Source organism: Streptomyces sp. NPDC088915, assembly GCF_044749825.1.
Classification (GTDB): Bacteria; Actinomycetota; Actinomycetes; order Streptomycetales; family Streptomycetaceae; genus Streptomyces.
Map to the genome: position 1 here is coordinate 1 of NZ_JBIVIR010000021.1, position 14,464 is coordinate 14,464.

At 70.1% G+C, this 14,464-nt stretch carries 10 protein-coding genes; 1 reads left to right on the forward strand and 9 read right to left on the reverse strand.

All coding sequences use genetic code 11. The annotated features are described in order from the left end of the window. A partial coding sequence (locus ACIP5O_RS31285) for a helicase-related protein (RefSeq protein WP_401299422.1) occupies positions 1–7,954 on the reverse strand: 7,954 nt, incomplete at its 3' end. 239 nt (positions 7,955–8,193) lie between these two features. On the opposite strand from ACIP5O_RS31285, the gene ACIP5O_RS31290 reads away from it, so the two are divergent. Continuing rightward, positions 8,194–8,526, forward strand: coding sequence for a hypothetical protein (locus tag ACIP5O_RS31290; protein WP_401299425.1), 333 nt, complete (start codon positions 8,194–8,196; stop codon positions 8,524–8,526). A gap of 91 nt (positions 8,527–8,617) precedes the next feature. Here the strand turns inward: ACIP5O_RS31290 and ACIP5O_RS31295 are convergent, their stop codons facing one another. From ACIP5O_RS31295 to ACIP5O_RS31330, 8 genes are all read right to left on the reverse strand, one after another. Further along, positions 8,618–8,821: a hypothetical protein gene (locus ACIP5O_RS31295; RefSeq protein WP_401299428.1), complete on the reverse strand. Its 204-nt coding sequence runs from the start codon at positions 8,819–8,821 to the stop codon at positions 8,618–8,620. 117 nt (positions 8,822–8,938) lie between these two features. Next, on the reverse strand, positions 8,939–9,151 hold the full coding sequence (locus ACIP5O_RS31300; RefSeq protein ID WP_401299431.1) for a hypothetical protein: 213 nt from the start codon (positions 9,149–9,151) through the stop codon (positions 8,939–8,941). Then, entirely contained in the window at positions 9,151–11,583 is a 2,433-nt protein-coding gene (locus ACIP5O_RS31305) for a phage portal protein (RefSeq protein ID WP_401299434.1), read from the reverse strand. Before ACIP5O_RS31305 ends, ACIP5O_RS31300 begins: the two co-directional genes overlap by 1 nt. A gap of 1 nt (position 11,584) precedes the next feature. Next, a complete protein-coding gene (locus ACIP5O_RS31310) occupies positions 11,585–11,947 on the reverse strand; it encodes a hypothetical protein (RefSeq protein ID WP_401299437.1) in 363 nt (120 codons plus the stop codon). A gap of 48 nt (positions 11,948–11,995) precedes the next feature. Beyond that, positions 11,996–12,424: a hypothetical protein gene (locus tag ACIP5O_RS31315; RefSeq protein ID WP_401299439.1), complete on the reverse strand. Its 429-nt coding sequence runs from the start codon at positions 12,422–12,424 to the stop codon at positions 11,996–11,998. A 248-nt stretch (positions 12,425–12,672) separates the two neighbouring features. Then, positions 12,673–12,978, reverse strand: coding sequence for a hypothetical protein (locus tag ACIP5O_RS31320; protein WP_401299441.1), 306 nt, complete (start codon positions 12,976–12,978; stop codon positions 12,673–12,675). Positions 12,979–13,095: 117 nt separating this feature from the next. Continuing rightward, positions 13,096–13,971: a hypothetical protein gene (locus ACIP5O_RS31325; protein WP_401299443.1), complete on the reverse strand. Its 876-nt coding sequence runs from the start codon at positions 13,969–13,971 to the stop codon at positions 13,096–13,098. After that, a complete protein-coding gene (locus tag ACIP5O_RS31330; RefSeq protein ID WP_401299445.1) occupies positions 13,952–14,392 on the reverse strand; it encodes an NUDIX domain-containing protein in 441 nt (146 codons plus the stop codon). Before ACIP5O_RS31330 ends, ACIP5O_RS31325 begins: the two co-directional genes overlap by 20 nt. Positions 14,393–14,464: the final 72 nt, after the last annotated feature.

Sequence of the window (14,464 nt, forward strand, 5' to 3'; positions counted from 1 at the left end):
GGGCCGGGAAGTCGGTCCCCTCTGCACGGTCGTTCTCGGGGGTGGTCTCGTTGTCCTCGCGCAGGGAGTCGAGGTCGGCGCGGACCTTCTCCGGGTCGAGCGTGCTCGTTGCTCCGTCGCCGCTGTCCGAAGCGTCGTCGACGACCTCCTCGTTGCTCTCGGCCGGGGCCTGCTCGTCCTCGTTGGCCGGAGCCGGGGGGACGATCTCCTCCGGGTCGGTGACCTCTTCCAGTCGGTCCTCCTCGCGCAGGGAGTCGAGGTCGGCGCGGACCTTCTCCGGGGTGAGGGGCGTGGCGTCGTCGGAGTCGTCCGGGAGCGGGGTGCCGTTGCGCTCGGCCTTCTCGCGGGCGCGGCGCTTCTTCCGCTTCTCCGCGTCAGGCCACACGATCCGGGTGGTGCCCTTGGAGTCGGTGTTGATGGACGGCGGGGCCGGGGTGCGGGGCAGGAGGTCGGTGTCCTGGGCCTGGGCGGGATCGTCCGCGTCGGCCGGGTCTTCGCCGGCAGCTATTCGGGCCTCGCGGAGGTTGTGCTCGATCTGCTCCAGGCGGGACCGCTTCGCGGCCATGTCGTCGGGGCTGGAGACGTCGCGGCTCTGCTCGCGGATGGCGGCCGCGACGAGCCTGCTGCGGCGCTCGGCGGCGTCCAGTTCGTCGGCCTGTTCGAAGGGGCGGTCGACGCGCAGCTTGGCGTCGTCGGCGTTGCGCTCTTCGACGCGGAGGCGGGACTGGGCACGGGCGATGTCGGCCTCGACGTTGGCGAGGGAGTCTTCGAGCCGGGTGATCGGGGTGATCCCGTTGATGTCGAGGTCGCCCTCGCCGTACGTGCGGCTGCTGTAGGGCACGTCGGGGAAGGAGATCGTCGCGGTGCCCTGCTCGCCGTACGGCCGGCTCCAGTCCCGCTTGTACTGGGCGGTGACCTCGATGTTGCCGATCTTGCCGATGATGTGCTGCTTGTGGGTGCCGTACGGCTGCTTGTCGCCGTCGCGTATGACGGCCTTCGCGGCGGTGGCGAGGGCCTGCATCGCCTCCTGGCGCTTGGTGAACGTCTTCGTGCCGATGGTCGCCTCGAAGTTGTCGCCGCGGGTGTCCTTCTTCCGCTCGGCGACGTCCAAGAGCTGCCTGACGAGCTTGTCGGTGTGCTCGCGCAGCAGTTCGGCGCCGCGGATCGTGGACTTGAAGCCCTCCTGGGCGCGCAGGTAGCCCTTAAACTTCCGCTGGAGGACGGCGAGGGAGGCCCGGACGTTCGCCTGCTCCAGGAGGTAGGCGTTGCCGGTCGCCATGGCGGTGACCTGCTCGGGGTTGAAGACGCCGTCCGGGATGTCCTCGACGGTGCGGTCGGTGAGGTTGCCCTTCATGAGCTGCCGGATGAATTTGGCCTTGCGGGCGACGGTCTGCCAGGAGAAGCCGTCGAAGGACTGCTCGGTGACGTACTGGAAAATGGCGACTTCGGGGTTGGCGTTGCCCTGCCGGATGATCCGGCCGTTGCGCTGTTCGAGGTCGGCCGGCCGCCACGGGCAGTCGAGGTGGTGCAGCGCCGTGGCCCGGAGCTGGACGTTCGTGCCCGTGCCCATCTTGGTGGTGGAGCCGAGCAGGACGGCGATCTTGCCGGTGCGGGCGTCCTCGAAGAGCCGGGCCTTCTCGGCGTCGTTCTTCGCCTCGTGGATGAAGCGGATCTTCTCGGCGGGGACACCGCGGTCGACCAGGAGGGTCTTGAGCTCGTCGTAGGCCGCGAAGTCGGACTGCGACATCTCGTCCACGTCGGTCGGGGCGCTGTCCTTCTTCCCCTTCTTCTTGCGCCCCGGGTCCTTCGGGGTGCCCATGTCGAGGAACACGATCTGCAGGCCGCCGGGGGTGTCGTGCGGCGTGTCGTCGTTCTTCGAGGTCGGGTAGACCGCATCCTTGGTCTGCTCGTAGATCCGGTGGATGTTGTCGGCGGCCGCCGGGAGCTTGTTGCCCATCTCGTCAAGGCCGACCATCCGCGGGTCGAGCGAAACCTTCCGCCCGTCCGACGAGATCTTGAGCATGTTGTCTTCGGTCGGCTCGACGCGGCCTTCCTTCACCGCGCGGGCACGGGCCGCGAGTTCCTGCTGGTAGGCCATCTGTCCGTCGGTGGGGTCGACGGTGATGGTGACGGCCTTGCCACCGGCGACGTCCGGGACGTCGAGGTGCAGGTCATCGGCGGTCTTCACGTCGGCGACGGTTCGCCAGATCCTCAGCAGCTCCGGCATGTTCCGGAACGCGGCAAAACGGGAGACTTCGCGGAAACCTGATCCGTCCGCAGCCAGCTCGACGCCGGAGACGATCTTTCCGTAGGTGGAGGCGAAGTCGTCAAAATCACGGATCTTCGCCTTTTCGAGAAGGTCGGGCCGCAGGTAGCGCAGCATCGTGTGCGCTTCGGTGACGCTGTTGGAGATCGGGGTGGCCGTGGCGAAGGTGACCACGCGGCCCGTCTTCGTCTTGGACCGCAGGTACTCCAGCTTCATGTCGAGGTCGGAGGCCCGGTTGGAACCCTCGATCGCGGCGCCCTGGATGGACGAGCTGGTGGCGAGGTTCTTGTAGTGGTGCGCCTCGTCCACGACCACGTAGTCGATGCCCGTGTCCTCGAAGTACAGGCCGGCGAGGTCCTTGGACGCCACGATCTTGGACTCGATCTTGGCTTCGAGGTTCTTGAGCTTCTTCTGGAGCTCCTTGACCATCCGGGACTCGGAGCGTCCGCCGCGGCCTTCCTCCTCCTCGTTCTGCTTCTGGCGCCTGAGGGCCCTCTCCAGGGCCTCCTTCTCCCGCTTGATGTAGGCGATCTGGGCCTCGGGCCGCATCTGGATCGACTCGAACGCGTTCTGAGTCAAAATCACGGCGTCCCAGTCGCCGGTCGCGGCGCGGGCGATGAACTCGCGGCGCTTGCGGCCCTGGAGGTCATCGCTGGAGGCGGTGAGAATCCGGCCGGCGGACTGCGGGTACAGCTCCACGAACTCGTCGTGGAACTGCTGGAGCATGTGGCCGGGCACGACCATCGCGGCCTTGTTGATGAGGCCGAGGCGGCGCAGCTCCATCACGCCCATGGTCATTTCGGCGGTCTTGCCGGCGCCGACCTCGTGCGCGAGGAGCACGGCGGGCTCGTTGACCATGCGGGCGACGGCGGAGTGCTGGTGCGCGTGCGGCTTGAACCAGGAGGCCAGGCCCGGCATGGTTCGGCGCTGTCCGTCGTACGAGCGGAGGGCCAGGTTGTTGTGGGTGTCGTTGTACGCCTTCTTGATGGCGTCGGCGCGCTTCGGGTCCTCCCACAGCCAGTCCTGGAAGCGTTCGCGCATCTCCTCGGCCTTGGCCTGCGCGGCGGCGGTCGCCTCCTCGTCGATGTACGAGGGGCCGTTCTCGGGCTTCACCCGGACCTGGATGCGACCGTTGGTGAGGATCGCCTCGGCCAGCTTGATCGCGTTCCACTGCTGGGTGCCCCAGATGGAGCGGGCAGCGCTGCCCTTCTTGGTCCCGTCGGGCGCTTCGACCTTCCACATCGAGCCGCCGTGGTAGTACACGCGGACGTTCCGGTCGCGCAGGATCTCGCGGAGGAACTGCTCGACGGGCTCGGAGCCGATCCAGGCCGCGCCCATCGGGGCGTCGATCTCGCCCGGGGAGATCTCGGGCGGGAGGACTTCTTCGAGGTGCCGGACGTTGACCTCGAAGCGCCGGTCCTCACCGGCCTTCTGCTGGGCTTCGTTGAGCTTGCCGCGGACGTTGCCGGACAGGTAGTCGGCGGCCGGGATCAGGTCGCCGCCGTCGTGCGGCTCGAAGACGAGTGGCCACTCCTTGCCGCTGTCCGGGTCCTTGGATCGGGCTTCGAGCAGCCGGGTCCGCGCGTCCTCGGGCGTCAGACCGAGGATCTTGCCCAGGGCCTCGCCGTCGAGGCGGCCGTGCTCCTCCAGGACGAGCGCCATCGCGTCCTCGGGCGAGTCCGCGCGGCCCGCGATGGTGCGGTGGACGGCTTGCCGCTTACTGAAGATGGACGCCTTGCTCGACTGGCCGGTGCTGATGTCGAAGGCGTCGAGGGACAGGACGACCGCCATCGTCGGGTCCTTGGCCATGAGGCCGCCCATCTGCGGGCGCTTCTTCGTGGCCTTCTCGACGGTCTCCCCGGTGATCGGGTCGGTGGCCTTGCGCTTGCCCCAGGTGTAGCGGTTCAGGGCCCCGTGCTTGCCGTGGTACTTGTCGTACCGGGCGTTGAGGTCGGCCCGGAGCATGGTGATGATCTGTTCGTCGGCGTCCGGGCGGGACTCCTCGGCGATGAGGGCCTTCATCGCGTCGCGCAGGCCCAGGAGCTGGCGGACTTCGTCTTCCTGGGTGGCCGGGACGTGGAAGGGGTGGATCTGGCCGTCACGGACCTGGGTGAAGGTGCCGTCGTCCTCGGCCTGGACGTGTCCGTCGATGCGGTCGGAGCCGGGCGGGAGCAGCTTCGCCTTCGTCCGGTTGCCGTTGTCCTTCTTGTACCCCAGGCCGTCGGCCTTGGCGTCGGCGACGAGCTTCTTGAGCGCCTTGTCGAGCGCCGGCTCCAGGTGGCCGTCGCCGTCGACGCGGAGTTCGCCGTCGCGGTACATGCCGGAGCCGACGGCCATCTCGCCGAGGACCCGCTCGCGGTTGTGCAGGAAGTACGGGTTGACGAAGACCGACTCGCCGAGCGGGAGGTCTTCGTTCTGGCCGGGCGGGGTCTGGCCGGGCAGCCCCTCGGCCTTCATCGAGTGCACCCAGGTCGGCGGGTCGTCCTTGCCGCGGGCCAGCTTCACCGCGCCCTTGCGGTCGCGGCCGGTGGTGAACTCCTTGTCCTTGTCGCGGCGCCGGAAGACGAGCAGGTCGGTGACGACCTCGGTGCCGGCCGTGCGACGGTGTGCGCCGGACGGGAGGCGGATCGCGCCGACGAGTTCGCCCTTGCGGGCCATCTCCATGCGGGCGTCCTCGGCCCGCGCGGTGGCGCCGTCCATGGTGTAGCGGGACGTCACCACGGCGACGAGGCCGCCGGGGCGCGTCAGGTCGAGGCTCTTGAGGATGAAGTGGTTGTGGATGTTGTGCCCGCCCTTGTTGTGGCGGAGGTCCACGACCTTGTAGTCGCCGAAGGGGACGTTGCCGACGGCCATGTCGAAGGTGCCGTCGGGCACCCGGGTCTTCTCGAAGCCCTCGTTGCGGATGTCGGCGTGGGGGTACAGCGCCTTGGAGATGCCCGCGGTGATCGGGTCCAGCTCGACGCCGGTCATCTGGGCGCCGTCGGGCGCGTAGCCGATGAAGTTGCCGCTGCCGGAGCCGGGCTCCAGCACGTCGCCGCCGTCGAAGCCGAGGTCGCGCAGCGCCTGCCAGACGCCCTGCACGATGGAGGGGTCGGTGTAGTGGGCGTTGAGGGTGTTCGCCTCGGCCGCGGCGTACTCGTCCTCGCTCAGCAGCTCCTTGAGCCGGGCCTGGAGCGGGACGAACTCCTCCTTCGGGTCCTCCACGAACACCTGGGGCGTGGCGCCCCAACCGCTCCAGCGCGAGAGGGTGTCCTGCTCGGCGGGGGTCGCGGGGCGCTTCTCGTCCTCCAGGCGGCGCAGCACCTCGATGGCTGCGATGTTCGCGCGGACGCGGGCCCGCACGGAGGACGGGACGAGCGAGCGCCCGTCCGCCGGCGGGGTGAAGGAGGGGGCGGTCTCCTCCTGTGCGGAGGAGCCGAAGGCTACGCGGTGATCGTCGGCAGGGACCTCGTCATCGGCATGTCCTTGTCCTCCGTCCCGGCCTCCTTCTCCACGTACACCAGCTCGCTCATCGCGGCCTCCCGCGCCCTCAGCTTCGCCATCTGAATCTGGCCGTTCCGCGCCATCGCGTCCAGCTCCGCGCCCGGCTCCGGCTCCGGCACGAGGTCCATGAACGTCTCCCCGATCTCCGTCTCGACCGCCTCGCCGATCCGGGTGAAGAACGCCTCCCTCTCGTTCTCCGGGATCTCCGACAGCGCCGTCGGCCGGTACGTCGTCCAGTACGCCTGAGCCCGCTCGCCGTACGGATTCACTCTGCTGCTCCTCCTGCTGCTGGTTGTCCGGCCGGTCGTCGGCCTTCGGCTTGGTGTCGTCATCATCGCCGGTCACGGCGTCGGACGGGATGGCGGGGCGGTCCGGGGCCGGCTTCTCGTCTCCGTCGGGCCGCTCGTTCTCGGGCTTCTCCTGCGTGCGGGCGCCCGCCCGGTCGGTGTCCTGGGTCGGGCCGACGTGTCCGACGGCAACGTTGCCCTCGGGGACGCCGGAGCGATCGGCGATCTCGCGGGCGGCGGCGCTCTCGGGATTCGGCTGCTGGCGGATGCCGCCGCGCTTGTTGCGGGCCTTCGCGTCGTACGCCTTCTCCGTCTCGGCGAGGAGCCGGCCGAACTCCGCCCTCGCGCCCTCCTCCTGGAGGCGGTCGTTGAGGCCGGGGCTGTCCCAGTCGAACGGGCGGCCGTCGACCTGCGCCTGCTCCAGTCGGTTGGCGAAGTCCGTCGCCTCGGCCTTCCGGCCGAAGGAGGTGAGCTGACCGCCGGTGGCGATGTGGTCGATGACGTACCGGGTCTCGGGGGTGCCGTCTCCGCGCTTGAGCGTGGCCTTGGCGACGACGAAGGTGCCGCCCTTGGACATCTGGGGGTTCTGGAGCTTGGCGTAGATCTGCCGGACGGCGCGGGTGTGCCGCTCCTGGCGGTCCTGCTCCTCGGTGAACGGGGTCAGCTCCCCGCTGGCCCAGTGCTGCTGGACGTCGGCGAGGGTCTTGAACCGGCGGTTGTCGGCGGGCGCCGGCTTCTTCGCGGCCGCACGCCGGGGGGTCGTCTTCTTGGGCTGCGGGACCGGCTCGTCCTGCCAGGCCCGAGGGGCGGGCTTGCCGTTCTTCCTCGGCTTCGGGATCTTCTTCCCGTGGTGGGCCTCGAACCGCTGGACGGTGAGGTTCAGGGCGTCGGCGAGGTTCTGGGCGTAGCGGGCGACGTCTTCGTGGCCGTCTCCCTCGGCGATCTCGGCGAGCCGTTCGGCTTCCTCGGCGAGGTCCCGGACGGTGTCGAGATCCTGGGGGGCGTTGCGGTCCTGGGGGTCGGCGCCGTCGTACGGGATGTGGCCGTCAATCATCTCGTCGAGGAAGTCGGTGCCGTCCCCGGAGAGTTCGTACAGCTCGCCGAAGGCTTCGTCCGCCTCGGAGTTGTTCCAGTCCCGGGGCATGACGGCTTCGAGGTCGGCGAAGTAGTCCGTGCTCAGCTCGGCGACCGCGCGGCGGGCATGGTCGGTGTCGTGGAACTGGCCCTCGCGGTCGGGGTCCTTCTCCGTCTTCTTCGGGCCGCGGGCGCGCAGGGCGTCACCGCGGCCGGCGATGTGTCCGGAGCGCCCGTCCCCGCCGTCGATGCGCAGCAGGTTCGGGTAGTGGCGGGTGGGCCGGTTGGTCTTGGCGGCGTCCGGGAGGAGTCCGCCTTCGTCGTCCTTGTCGTTGGGCATGACGCGGCCCTGGGGGACGAACGGATCGTCGTCCTCCGGCTCGGGGCCCTCGCCCAGGTCCTCGCCTTCGGCGTCCGCGCCGACGTCGTTGCCCTCGTCGTCCTTGTCGTGCGGGTCGTCGGGGGTCTGGCCGTCGTCGCCGGCGTCGTCCTGGTCCTGAGTGCCCGTACCGCGCTTGGGGTCCTTGGTGCGGCGCTCGTCCTCGTCGCGGACCTTGCGCTTGCTGCGGGTGGGGGCGGTGCCGTCAGGCCGGGCGACCATGGTCAGCCGCGAGGCGTGGACGGTGGAGCGCTTTCGGGTGGTCAGGTCTTCTACGAGGACGTTGCGGCCGCCGAGGGCCCGGACGACGCGGGCCATGCCGCCGCCCCACATCCTCGCCACGCCGCCCGTCTCGATGAACCTGCCCTTGCTGTCGCGGGGGTGCAGATCGGGATTCCACGGGCGGCGGAGCCTCTTCGTTTCGAGGCTGGCGAGGCGGCGGTCAGCGGCGGTGTCGATCTGCATGTGGCGGACCATGCACACCGCGGGTGGTTAACGTCGCGTGCTCGATCGGACGCCGCACCGCAAAGGAGGTCCTTTGAAGTATTGGGTAGGCGGGCCGCGCCGCTAGAATCGCCACCGAGCAGGGCTCCCCTGCCGTGGCGGCCCTTCGCGGGCCGAGGATCGCAACGAAGACCGGCTGCGCTCGGCGCACCGGTTCCCAGCGCTGCCTTCATGACCGCCCGCCACGGAAGGACTGACCGATGAGCCTCGACATCGCCCACCTGCACGCTCCGCCCACCGAAGAGGACTGGGAGGAGCTGAGCAGCTACACGCCCGCCGACGACGGCTTCGAGTGGCGCGACATGCTGACCGAGGCCAACATCGCCGCCTCCTACAGGTACAGCGACGACGTCCGCAGGATGCTGCACACCATCCCCGGCGCCTCGGCCCGCTTGCAGGAAATCGGCGAACTCCTTCTGATCGAGACCGTCCAGGAGGCGATGAGCCTGGCCGTGTGCGTGCTGCGGCTGGAAGAGGACGGAGAGCTGTGCCGTACCGACGGCGGCCAGGCCTTCACCACCAGCCGGTCGTAGTTCCCTGATCGGATCTCCTGGAGGGCCAGGAGTCGTTTCGCGGGGCCGTCGCCGGGATCTTCCCTACCCGGCGACGGCCCCGGGCGCCGGCTCAGCCTCCCGCTGGCGCAACGATGACGAACCCGGCGTTGATCGCCGCTTCGAGGTAGTTGCGGGCGTCGGGTAGCCCGTCGGCCTGCTCGTCCTCGGTCAGCTCCTCCCATGTCGGGAGGTGGGAGCAGTCGTGGGCGAACTGCTGGCGGGCCTTGGCCAGGGCCAGGACGCGGGGATCGTCGAGCGGGATCTGGGGCAGCACGGCGTCTTCCTCGGGGAGTTCGGGGCTGTTCCGGGGATCGTGGCGGCCGCGAAGCCCTCGTGCCGCCTGGAACCAGGCTACCGAGCCGGCGTGTTCTCAGGGCTGAGAAGCAGGTGCTCACATCGTCTCGGTGAGGATGTGGAGGCCGAACCACCCCGCGAAGCCGAACCAGGCGACGGCGAAGACCGCGCGGCCCGCCTTGGAGGTGCGGGTGCGGAAGAGGGCCCGCACGTTCTCGGAGAGGGTGTCGTCGTCACGGCGGCTGATGAGCGCGATCGTCTCGAAGACGGCGAAGACGCAGGTCCAGGCGATCCAGATGGCGGGCCACATCAGGGGGATTTCTCCTCGGTGTTGGTGCTGCGGTAGTACAGGCGGCAGCGGCAGTTGGCGGTCAGGGCGATGGGGGCGATCGGGTCGCCCGGGTAGCGCATGGGGTAGCCGGCCACGTCGTACGGCTCGGTGACGGGCAGGGTGACGCCGTCCTGCGCCTCGTGGGCGGGGCGCACGCGGTCGTCGCGGCGGGTGATCCAGGTGCGCTCGACCCCCGGGCCGAGCGCGGCCGCCGTGGCTTCGGCGGCACCGTTGACCGTGGCGGTGGCGGCGGCTTCGGCGACGTGCCGGGCAACGTCGGCGGCGCGGTCGGCGAAGACGGTGCGGATCAGGGAGGCCAGGTCTTCCAGGTCGTCGGTGACGCCCTGAGCCTGGTCGAGGAGTCCGGCGAGCCCTTCGAGGAAGTCGTGGAGGGTGGAGGTGGCGGCGGCGACGGCGGCGAGCACCGCGGTGGCGATCCCGCCCTGGGCAGCGGCCGGCGGGAGGTCGGCGCCGAACGCGGCCGCGATGTCGCGGGCGACAGCGGCGGCGGCCTGGGTGAGGATCGGGGTGAAGGTGTCCGCGGCCTCGTCGGTCCAGCGCTCGGCGTCCACGATCCGGGCGGTGTCGAGCGGTGTCGTGCCTCCCCTGGTGTCGTGAGGACCGTCCGCCGCCCAGAACCTCGTCTTCTTCCGGGCCTTGGGCGATCGGAGACGGGCGAGGATGACGCCCTGCTGCCGGGCGAAGAGCGCGTCGAGCGCGGCCGCCGTGGCGAGACGTGCCCGGTCGAAGTCGTCGTCGGTGACCACGTGCTCGCGCGGGCCGCTGGTCGGCAGGCCCTTGGTCTGGATGCCGCGGGCCTCATCGACGGCGGCCGCGGCCAGGCCCGGCTCGGGTTCGTCGTGCTCTCGTGCTTCCGCAACGGCGGCTGCGGCGGCTCCCGAGCCGGGGGGAGCGTCCTGGACGCGGGCCTGCTCCACGGCAGCCGCGGCCGGCCCGGGTCCGGCCGGGGCAGCTCCCTCGGCGCGAGCCTGCGCCACGGCCTGGGCGGCGGCGCCGTCCGGTTCGGCCCCGGGGTCGAGCGCCGGGGGCTCGCCGGTCGGGGCGGGGTGTCCGGCGAGGGGGTCCTCGGCGCCGGGCTGCTGACCGGGCCCGGCGATGCCGAGCGCGGCCGCGTCGGCGGGGTGCTGCGGCACGGGGGCCTTCTGCGGGGAGATCCACAGGGCGCGGCTGTGTGCGTTGTCGTACGCGGGGAAGCCCGAGCGCTTGCGGTACTCGTCGATCGAGATCAGCCCGGCTTCCCACTCCTCGCGGGCCTCGGCGCGGCGTTTGCGGCGCGGCAGCTCCAAGGCCTCGACGGTGGAGGTGTCGTACCGGATGGAGAGGTCGTCTCCGAGGTCGCTGGCGAAGGCGTTGGCGATCAGCTCCAGGTGCGGCAGCTCGGTGTGAACCCAGAAGCCGTACTCTTCCTGCTCGGCGTTGTCGAAGGTGCGGCCGGACGCGTTGCCGGTGACGGACTCCGGCACTCCGAAGGCGGCCAGGATCTCGACCTTGGCGTTCTGCGAGGCGTGCTCGTACGCCATTTCCCGGGGGCGGGCGGCCAGGTCGACGTAGTTCATGCCGCCGGGGCCCGAGCCGATCACGGACAGGTGCCCGGCGTACTCGGCGCCCGGGAGGAAGCGGTGTTCGAGCCGGTCCATGTCGCGGGCGGACATGGTCGAGGTGTCGACGGCGAGGACACCGCCGGGCCGGGCGTCGTTGCGGATGAAGGCCACGTTGTACAGCCGGCTGAGGTGGTCGAGGTCGACCGATATGCCCGCGGCCTCCAGGGGCGTGATGCCGGAGAAGGGGTCGGTGGGGTGTGGGTCGCGAATCCAGCGGACGCGTTCGGGGTCGAGTTCTCGGACATCGCCGTAGAGCGTGGTGAACTCGTAGTGCTTGATGTACTCGCCCTTGGGGTCGGGTACGGGGATGACCCGGTCCGGGGGCAGGAGGTCGAGCCGGGTGATCGTGCCGCGGTTGGACCGGGTGACCTCGATGAACGCGCCCCTCTTGGAGAGGAGGATCTGCCCGGAGGCCCTTTTCCGCAGGACCGGCCCGGTCTCTAGCGGGTTGGCCTGTCCGTTCAGGACCCGCAGGAGGGGGTGGTCGGGGAAGGTCTCCTCGAACTCTCCGTCTTCGGTGAGGCCGCGGCCGATCTCCAGGGGCAGCCGGGAGGCGTGCTTGCCCATGGTGTCGATCGCCTTGAACGTCCAGATGCTCTGTTCGAAGCCCTCGGTGACGACCTTGTTGAGGTCCCAGCCGTCTGCGCGTCCCTCGGTGCCCCAGGAGGTCGTCGCGGTGGCGTGGGTGGTGGAGGTGTAGCCGCCGGTCCAGGTGACGGTCTTCGACTCGGCCGGCTTGGGGCCGGGGGTGACGAGCGAGCGGAGGGCGGGGAGCCAGCGTCGCCCCATGTCACGCCTCCTTGCTGCTCAGCCATACGCCGCCGCCGGTGACGAGGGCGCAGGCGAGAGTCCACGGGGAGACGAGCCAGGCGGCGAAGGTGATCAGCGACAGGCCGATGCCGAGCGGGAGGTAGCCGAGGAGGGCTCGGGCGGTTCTGCCGAGGGAAGGACTGCCGAAGAGGGTGCCGAGGGCCCCGGTGCATAGCCCGGCGCCGATGAGGAAGAGGGTGAGGAGCGGGGTGACCGTGGAGGTGACCCACAGCAGGCCGACCGTCCCGGCTCCGATCAGGAAGAGCCCGACGAGCTCGCGGGCCACATGATGGCGGGGCGCACTGTGGTTCGGGAGGGGTGGGAGGTTCGGCGATGTCTTCACGCGGCGGACCGTAGGAAGATGGTGTGCCTTGCGTCGCGCGCTGCGTGGTCAGCGGGGCGGTCGGGAGACGCCGGCGACGTAGGCGTTGATGCCGCGGCGCTGGATTCGACCGCCTGGGATGATCATGGCGCTCGGCGGGGGCGGGGCGGGCATCTTCCGCTTCGCCCGTACGCTCTGGTCGCCGCCGATCAAGTGCCTGTTGTCGATCTGGGCCTCGCAATCGGCGTCGGCCACGTCCTCGTACGGGCGGCGGCAGTTGCCGCAGTAGACCTCTAGGGCGTCGACCCGGGTGTTGTCGCCCATCGTGAAGGAGCCCCGGAAGTCGGCGATCTTGGCGATGCGGTCCTGTACCGCGATCTCGGCGGCGACCACCCAGGAGTGTGAGAGGTCCTTGGGCTCCTCGGGCTCCGGGGCCAAGGCCGGCTCGGTGGTGCCGAAGAGATCGAATTCGAGTTGGTCGAGTACAGGCGTCGGCACGTGCGGTTCCTCCAGGCTCGGGACGCCTTAATGGACGGAGTGGCCTGGGTTTCCGTTACACCGGACGGTGACCTGTTGTCGCGCGCTGCCGCTTCGGAGGCGCGTTGGAGCCGCCGGAATGGCCGGATGGCCGTTGCTGGCGGCGCGGGCCGACAAGGCGGTCACGGGACTCCGAGCGACGTGAGCCGACGCCGAAGGGCCCGGTGCGCCGTGCACCGGGCCCCTCGGCTTGCGGGACGAAGACGGCTTCACGCCTGGCGGCCTCTGTGCTTGCACCGTATGCCCGCCTCCACCTCGGAAACGGTGGGACGCCGTATCTGGCCGCAGTCCTTACACCGGCTGGTCCAGGACGAGGACCGGTTGCCGGGATACTGCACCTCGGGCGTGTATCCGCCCGCCTCCATGATCTCCCACGCCTCCTCGTCGTCTTCGGGTTCCTCCGGGATCGGCGGCGGGGTGTAGTAGCTGGGAAGCGGGTGCTGGTCCTCGTCGGCGTGCCCCCCGAGGAGCATCCCGAGGCTGATCCACTGGCCCCGTTTCGGTGACGCGGTCATGAGGTGTGTACTCCTTTCGAGTTCGGCTTCGGGAGGCCGGGAGGGCGGATTCGGATCGTTGAGTCTTCTCGTTGCGGGGGAAGGTCTCTTCGCCGGTGGTGGTCGCCCGGAGACCGATCAGCTCCTGGCCAGCCTCGGACGCGTGTTCTTCTCAGCCTCCGCGAGAGCAGCCGCCGCGTGCTGCGCCAACCGGCGCAGGTGCGGCTCCAGCTCCGGGTAGTCGCCGCGCGCGGTGGACTGCAACAGCGACGCGCACGCGATCAGGATCGCCACCTGCCCGGACTCGTGGGCGAGCCACGTCGACAGCTCCCGGTACACGACGGCTGCGGTGGCCGGAGCCGTCTGCGAGTACGCGTAGAAGAGCGCCGCGTCCCAGCCGTACGGCGCCATGCCCCAGCCCTCCCAGTCCAGGATCGTCGCCTCCGCGGTGACGTTCGCCGGGTGGAAGTCGCCGTGCGCGCACGTCCAGTGCGTCACGTACGGGGCCGGGTAGCCGGTCATCTCCGGCACGACCCGCTCGATCCATGATGCGCGCACCGCGGTCCGGTCGGTGTGCTCCTGGCTCACGTGGTAGAGGTTCGCCCTCGTCCGCGCCCACCACAGCCGCGACAACTCCAGCTCTTCGGTGAGCTGCGGCGTCTGCGACAGCATCGGCTCGTCCACGAAGGTCATCAGCTCCGCGCGGTAGGACCAATGCCTTTCGTGGATGTCGTGGATCGCGATGACGCCGGGGCGGAGTACTTCGCGGAAGCGTCGCACGGTCAGCTCCGTGCCGGACCACTGCGGGGTGGCGCCCGCCCGCTCGGGGATCTCCTCCACGATCCGCAGCCAGCACGGGCCGTGCCCGGGGTGCTCGACGCGGTTGGACAGGCTGCGGCCGTGCCACCCCCACTTCCCCCGGTCGGCCAGTCGTACCCCGAGGGCGTTCCTGGCGCGCTGGTGCGCCGCCATCATGCGGACGGTCTTCGCCGGGTCAGTGGGTGGTGAGTACATCGCGCCCTCTCCGTTCGTTCAGCAGGCGCTCTGCCATCATCAGCGCCAGAGCGCTTGTCGGCAGCACAAAGTCACCGGACATCACCGACTTGATCGCGTCCGGCAGCGGCATGAGGTCTATGTCGAACTTGTCGAACGTCACCTCCTCCGCGTCCCCGTACCGCAGGCCCTCCCCGAGACACAGCGTCGTCCGGTCCGGGCAGTCCGTCGCGTGCAGGAACGATCCGAGGCGCGTCCACTTCGAGGCCTCGATCCCGGTCTTGCTGCGCAACACCCGCTCGGCGGTCGTCACATCCGCCTCGCCCACGTTCGACGCGCCGCCGGGCAGCGTCAGGTATGCGCCAAGGCCCATGGCGTACTGTCGCCGCAGCACCGTCACATGCTCACGATCGTCCAGGGCCACCACGACCACCCCGTTCATGCCTTCCCCAGCTCTACGGGCTGGTCCGGCCACCGCGTTCCTCTGCTCACCGTCTTCCCTTCCTCCACGCCG

What these genes read in the sequence shown, in the direction of transcription:
- ACIP5O_RS31320 (WP_401299441.1), bottom strand. Translation starts at nt 12,978, where the DNA reads ATGACCGCGTCACCGAAACGGGGCCAGTGGATCAGCCTCGGGATGCTC.
- ACIP5O_RS31290 (WP_401299425.1), top strand. Translation starts at nt 8,194, where the DNA reads ATGAGCCTCGACATCGCCCACCTGCACGCTCCGCCCACCGAAGAGGAC.
- ACIP5O_RS31305 (WP_401299434.1), bottom strand. Translation starts at nt 11,583, where the DNA reads ATGGGGCGACGCTGGCTCCCCGCCCTCCGCTCGCTCGTCACCCCCGGC.
- ACIP5O_RS31300 (WP_401299431.1), bottom strand. Translation starts at nt 9,151, where the DNA reads ATGTGGCCCGCCATCTGGATCGCCTGGACCTGCGTCTTCGCCGTCTTC.
- ACIP5O_RS31325 (WP_401299443.1), bottom strand. Translation starts at nt 13,971, where the DNA reads ATGTACTCACCACCCACTGACCCGGCGAAGACCGTCCGCATGATGGCG.
- ACIP5O_RS31330 (WP_401299445.1), bottom strand. Translation starts at nt 14,392, where the DNA reads ATGAACGGGGTGGTCGTGGTGGCCCTGGACGATCGTGAGCATGTGACG.